This is a genomic window from Rhizobacter sp. (assembly GCF_031412495.1).
In the GTDB taxonomy this organism is placed as follows: Bacteria; Pseudomonadota; Gammaproteobacteria; order Burkholderiales; family Burkholderiaceae_C; genus Schlegelella_A.
The window spans coordinates 1-5,414 of the sequence record NZ_JANODC010000172.1; the positions used below are offsets into that span (position 1 = coordinate 1).

Consider the following 5,414-nt stretch of genomic DNA (forward strand, 5'->3'; position numbering starts at 1 on the left):
CGTAGCGGGCGCCGGCATCGCCGAACTCTTGCAGCAAGGACAGCTTCACGCGCTGGACCATCGCCGGGTTGCGGCTGCCGAAGGCCTCGTCCGGCGCCAGCTCGAAACTCTCGCGCGCGCCTTCGGCCAGGCCGATCAGACGCGCCTCCATCGCCGGGGCCAGCTCGCCGGTGCCGAGCGACAGCGTGGCCGGCTGGCTGCCGAATGTGTCGACGAACGCCTCCCCGTCGGGCCCTCGCAGGCGGTAATGCAGGGTCAGGAAGGAGCCAGGCCGGACGAGATTCAAGCGGTAACTTTCGAGCGCATAGACTGGGGTTCATTTTACGAGCCGGCCGGGCCTCGCCGGCGGCTCGGCCCGCCATGTTCAAGGACATCCCCGCTTCGGCCCGACCGCGCGAGAAGCTGCTTGCCTTCGGGCCAGCGGCCCTGGCCGACACGGAGCTCGTCGCCCTGCTCCTGCGCACCGGGCTGCCGGGGACCGGCGTGCTGCAGCTGGCAGAAGCCCTGCTGGCTGCCTTCGGCGGCCTGTCCGGCCTGCTTCACGCGACGCCCGAGCAGCTCGAGAAGGTCAAGGGCCTGGGCCCGGCCAAGCGGGCCGAGATGTCGGCCGTCCTCGAGCTGGCGCGCCGGTCGGTCGCAAGCGAGCTGGCCGAGCGGCCGGTCTTCGATTCGCCGGCACGGGTCAAGGAGTACGTCTCGCTCCAGCTCGGCGGCCGCGAGCACGAGGTCTTCGCGATCCTCTTCCTCGATGCGCAGAGCCGGCTGCTGCGCCTCGAGGAGATGTTCCGCGGCACGCTGACGCAGACGAGCGTCTACCCGCGCGAGGTCGTCAAGCGCGCGCTCGAGCTCGGCGCCGCCTCGCTGATCCTCGCCCACAACCATCCGTCCGGGGCAGCCGAGCCGTCCCGCGCCGACGAGTTCCTGACCCAGACGCTGAAGAGCGCCCTGGCCCTCGTCGACGTGCGCGTGCTCGACCACCTGGTGGTCGGCCGCGGCGCCGTCGTCTCGTTTGCCGAGCGGGGCCTGCTGTGAGCCGGCCGTCTGCCAAGCCGCACGCCCTGCACGACCTGACGGCGCTTCGCACCGCCCTGCGCGAGAAGCGCGCGGCGGCGGAGGCGGCCGAGGCCGAGGAGCGCGTGCGCGCCGCCCGCGACCGTCGCGAGCGCGAGCTCTTCGCCCACGCCGTCGGCACCGTCGTGCCCTTGCGCAAGGCGGCGCTGGCCACACCGCTGCGGACGCGCCCGCCGGCGATCGCCCGGCAGCGCGAACGCGACGAGGCGGCGGTGCTGGTCGAATCGATCTCCGACGAGTTCGACGTCGAGTCGCTGCTCGAGACCGACGACGACCTCTCCTTCCGGCGGCGCGGTGTCGGCCCCGACGTCGTCCGCAAGCTGCGCCGCGGCGTCTGGGTCACGCAGGCCGAAGTCGACCTGCACGGCCTGCGCCGCGACGAGGCGCGCGAGCGGCTCGCCGACTTCCTGCGCGAGGCCGCCCGGGGGGGCCTGCGCTGCGTCCGCGTCGTGCACGGCAAGGGCCTGGGGTCGCCGGGCCGCGAGCCCGTCCTCAAGGCGAAGGTGAAGTCGTGGCTGGTGCAGCGCCAGGAGGTGCTGGCGTTCACCCATGCGCGCGCTTCCGACGGCGGTCACGGTGCGCTTGTCGTCCTGCTGCAGACCGCCCCGGGGCGGCCGCGGGGCTGAACGCCGCACGCGGCGGGCGCGTCACTTCTCGAGCTTGTCCGCGAGCTTCTCGGCGATGTGAACCACGGCCGTCGCCGCCACCGAGCCCGGCATCCACTCGAGAAGCAGCTGGCGCCGCTGCACCGCGTCGCGAACGAAGTGATCCACCGGGATCTCGCCCAGGAACTCGAGATGCAGCGGGTCGGCAAGCACCTCCAGGTGCGGCACGACGAAGCGGTCGGCGACGAGCTGCAGCTGGTTGCGCACGCGCCGCCCCTCGCCGGTGCAGCTGACCTGGTTCACGACGACGAGGATGCCGCGCCGGGCCTGCTGGGTGGCGAGCACCTTGATCGTCGCGTAGGCATCGGTCATCGAGGTCGGCTCGGGCGAGGCGATGACGAGCACGTCGTCGGCGAGGGAGATCGCGTGCAGGACGACGTCGGAGATGCCGGCGCCGGTGTCGAGCAGGATCCAGTCGAAGCGCGGCGCAAGCTGCTCGACGACATCGAGAAGCTGGTCGCGGACCTGCGACGTGAGGCGGGAATACTCGACCAGCCCCGAGCCGGCGAGCAGCGCCGAGAAGCCGCCCGGCGCCGGCAGGATGGCGGCATCGAGGAGCGCCGTTCCCGTGAACACGTCGTGCAGGGTGACCTTCGGCTGCAGGTTCAGCACGACGTCGAGGTTGGCCAGGCCGAGGTCGGCGTCGAGCACGAGCACGCGGTCGCCGCGCCGGGCCAGCGCCGCGGCGAGGTTGGCCGAGAGGAAGGTCTTGCCGACGCCGCCCTTGCCGCTCGTGAGCGCGACGATCCGGGCCCGTGTCGTCATGGGGTGTCCTGCGTCGTGGGGGCCGGGTTCATTCGAGCTCCTGGAACTGTGAGGTGCCGAAGAGCAGGCCCTTCTCCTCGGCGCTGACGAAGGACATCGGCGGCTGCTCGAGGCAGACCCGGTTGCGCCCTTCGGACTTGGCGCGGTAGAGATGCTGGTCGGCGCGGTCGACCCAGAGCTCGGTCGACGAGCGCACCCACTGCGGCGCGAAGGCGCCGCCGATCGAGACCGTCACGGCCACGGTCTCGCCGGCGCCGATCGGGATGGTGCGCGACGCGACCCCGAGCCGGATGCGCTCGGCCACGGCCTGCCCGAACGACGGCGCGCAGTTCGGCAGGATCATCGCGAACTCCTCGCCGCCGAAGCGCGCCACCGTGTCCATCGGCCGCACGCAGTCGCTGAGCGAAGAGGCCACCGCCTTCAGGACCAGGTCGCCGGACTGATGCCCGTGCGCATCGTTGACGCGCTTGAAGTGGTCGATGTCGATCATCAGCACCAGGGCCGCCTCGCCGACCCGGGCGACGCGGTCGATCTCGCCGGCGAGCGTCAGCTCGAAGTGGCGGCGGTTGGCCAGGCCGGTGAGCGGATCGCGGCTCGACAGCTGGCACAGGCCGTCGACCACCGCCTGCAGCCAGGCGTCCTGCCCGGCGAGGAGCGGATCGGGGAGCACGTGCCCCGATTGCTCGAGCAACTGCAGCGCGCCTTCGAGGCTGAGCGACGAGGCGCTGCCGAACGTGGGGTCGATCTTGGAGGGCACGTCGTCGCTGTCGAATTCGGGGCAGTCTAGCAGCGGCCCTGCGGGCGACGCGTCAACTATTGGGCAGGAAGAGCTGCTGCAGGTCGTTCAGGAAATCGAAGCCACGGCGCGTCGGCCGCACCCCTTGCAGGTCGCGCTCGATCAGCCCGCGCCGCTCCGCCTCGGCCAGCGGCCGCTCGATCGCCGACGGCGGCAGGCCGGTGCGCTCGCCGAAGCGGGCGAGCTCGAATCCCTCCGCAAGACGCAGCGCGTTGAGCATGAACTCGAAGGCGAGGTCGGCCCGGCTCACCTCGACCTCCGACGCGACGGCCCGCCCGGCCTCGGCCGCGGCCATGTAGGCAGCCGGGTCGCGGCGCCGCCCCTGGCGGACGACGCGGTGCGGAAAACTCAGCTTGCCGTGTGCCCCGGCACCGATGCCGAGGTAGTCGCCGAACTCCCAGTAATTGAGGTTGTGGCGGGCCCGATGGCCTGCCCGGGCGAAGGCCGAGACCTCGTAGCGGTGCAGGCCGGTGCGGGCCGTGTGCTCGACAACCGCGTCGAGCATGGCGAAGGCCAGGTCGTCGTCGGGCAGTGCCGGTGGGTGCCGGGCGAAGAAGGTGTTCGGCTCGACGGTCAGGTGGTAGATCGACAGGTGCGGCGGCGCGCAGGCCAGCGCTGCATCGAGGTCGGCGGCGGCGGCCTCGGCCGTCTGCCCCGGCAGCGCGTACATCAGATCGATGTTGAAGGTGGCGAAGGCGGCGCGGGCCTCGTCGATCGCGGCGCGCGCCTGGGCCGCGTCGTGGACCCGGCCGAGCGCGGCCAGGCTGCGGTCGTCGAAGCTCTGCACGCCGATCGACAGGCGCGTCACGCCCGCCGCGGCGTAGGCACGGAAGCGGTCGCGCTCGAAGGTGCCCGGGTTGGCCTCGAGCGTCACCTCGCAGCCGGGCTCGAGCGGCAGGCGGGCGCGGATGGCGCCGAGCAGGCGCTCGATGGCGCTCGGCGAGAACAGGCTCGGCGTGCCGCCGCCGATGAAGACGGTGTGCACGCGCCGGCCCCAGACCAGGGGCAAGGACGCTTCGAGGTCGGCGACGAGGGCGTCGACATAGCGCGCCTCCGGCGGCCCCGCTCCATCGCGGAGCGCGTGCGAATTGAAGTCGCAGTACGGGCACTTCTTCAGGCACCACGGGATGTGCACGTAGAGCGACAGCGGCGGCAGCGCCGCCAGCGTCAGCGGCCCGGTGCGCATGAAGCGGGCAACGCGCTCGGCGACGTCTCCCTGCGGCGCGGTGCTCGCCGCCGGTGCACCCACGACCGGGACCGGCACGACGCGGCCGGTCAGCGCGGCCACGACGCCTTCATCATGGCCAGCATGCGCCGCGCCGCCTGGGCCCGGTGGCTGTGCCGGTTCTTCATCGATGGATCGAGCTCGGCCACGGTGCGGCCGAGCGCCGGCACGAAGAGCAGCGGGTCGTAGCCGAAGCCACCGCCGCCGCGCGGTGCTTCGAGCACCTCGCCCGGCCAGCGCCCGACCGCGACGAGCGGCTCGGGATCGTCGCCGTGGCGCAGCGCGATCAGCACCGAGACGAAGCGGGCCCGTCTCGAGCCCGTGCCGACCATCCGCTCGAGCAGCAGCGCGTTGTTGGCCGCGTCCTGGCTGCCCCGCTGCACCTCCCGATCCGCCGATGGAGCCGCCTCGATCTGGGCGAAGTGCGCCGACGCCACGCCCGGTGCGCCGCCGAGGGCGTCGACGCAGAGGCCGGAGTCGTCGGCGATCGCCGCGGTGCCGGCGGCGCGCGCCGCGTGCCGCGCTTTGGCCAGCGCGTTCTCGAGAAAGGTGGCGTGCGGCTCCGCGGCCTCGCCGATGCCGAGCGATCCCTGGGCGACGATCTCGAGGCCGAGCGGCGCGAAGAGCGCCTGCAGCTCGGCCAGCTTGCCCGGGTTGGCCGACGCGAGGACCAGCCTCACCGCAGCGGCGCCGCCGCTCCCGGCAGCGGCCGCGCCAGGGCTGCGCGCGGGGCCGCGGCCAGCTCGCCGATGCCCCGGGTGGCGAGGGCCAGCAGGGCGTCCATCTCGGCACGCGAGAAGGTCGCGCCCTCGGCCGTCCCCTGCAGCTCTACGAAGCCGCCGGACGAGGTCATCACCACGTTCATGTCGGTGTCGCAGGCCGCATCCTCGAC

At 72.9% G+C, this 5,414-nt stretch carries 7 protein-coding genes and 1 pseudogene; 2 read left to right on the plus strand and 6 right to left on the minus strand.

Annotation, left to right across the window (positions count from 1 at the left end; all coding sequences use genetic code 11):
• Positions 1–286: FKBP-type peptidyl-prolyl cis-trans isomerase (locus tag AC30N0_RS06400; RefSeq protein WP_489517093.1), on the minus strand; the 286-nt coding region annotated here is incomplete at its 3' end.
• A 74-nt stretch (positions 287–360) separates the two neighbouring features.
• Between AC30N0_RS06400 and radC the strand changes: the two genes are divergently transcribed.
• Together radC and AC30N0_RS06410 are read left to right on the plus strand one after the other, a co-directional pair.
• On the plus strand, positions 361–1,032 hold the full coding sequence (gene radC, locus AC30N0_RS06405; protein ID WP_489517094.1) for a RadC family protein: 672 nt from the start codon (positions 361–363) through the stop codon (positions 1,030–1,032).
• Positions 1,029–1,697: a Smr/MutS family protein gene (locus AC30N0_RS06410; RefSeq protein WP_489517095.1), complete on the plus strand. Its 669-nt coding sequence runs from the start codon at positions 1,029–1,031 to the stop codon at positions 1,695–1,697. Before radC ends, AC30N0_RS06410 begins: the two co-directional genes overlap by 4 nt.
• Before the next feature lie 21 nt (positions 1,698–1,718).
• On the opposite strand, the gene AC30N0_RS06415 is transcribed toward AC30N0_RS06410, so the two are convergent.
• The 5 genes and pseudogenes from AC30N0_RS06415 to AC30N0_RS06435 all read right to left on the minus strand — a co-directional run.
• Positions 1,719–2,501, minus strand: coding sequence for a P-loop NTPase (locus AC30N0_RS06415; RefSeq protein ID WP_489517096.1), 783 nt, complete (start codon positions 2,499–2,501; stop codon positions 1,719–1,721).
• Positions 2,502–2,529: 28 nt separating this feature from the next.
• Positions 2,530–3,258: a GGDEF domain-containing protein gene (locus tag AC30N0_RS06420; protein WP_489517097.1), complete on the minus strand. Its 729-nt coding sequence runs from the start codon at positions 3,256–3,258 to the stop codon at positions 2,530–2,532.
• Positions 3,259–3,310: 52 nt separating this feature from the next.
• On the minus strand, positions 3,311–4,483 hold the full coding sequence (gene hemW / locus AC30N0_RS06425) for a radical SAM family heme chaperone HemW (protein WP_489517099.1): 1,173 nt from the start codon (positions 4,481–4,483) through the stop codon (positions 3,311–3,313).
• Between the two features lie 89 nt (positions 4,484–4,572).
• Entirely contained in the window at positions 4,573–5,202 is a 630-nt protein-coding gene (locus AC30N0_RS06430) for a non-canonical purine NTP pyrophosphatase (protein WP_489517098.1), read from the minus strand.
• Positions 5,199–5,414: pseudogene (locus AC30N0_RS06435) on the minus strand (hypothetical protein); the annotation flags it as partial. The gene AC30N0_RS06430 and the pseudogene AC30N0_RS06435, both read right to left, overlap by 4 nt.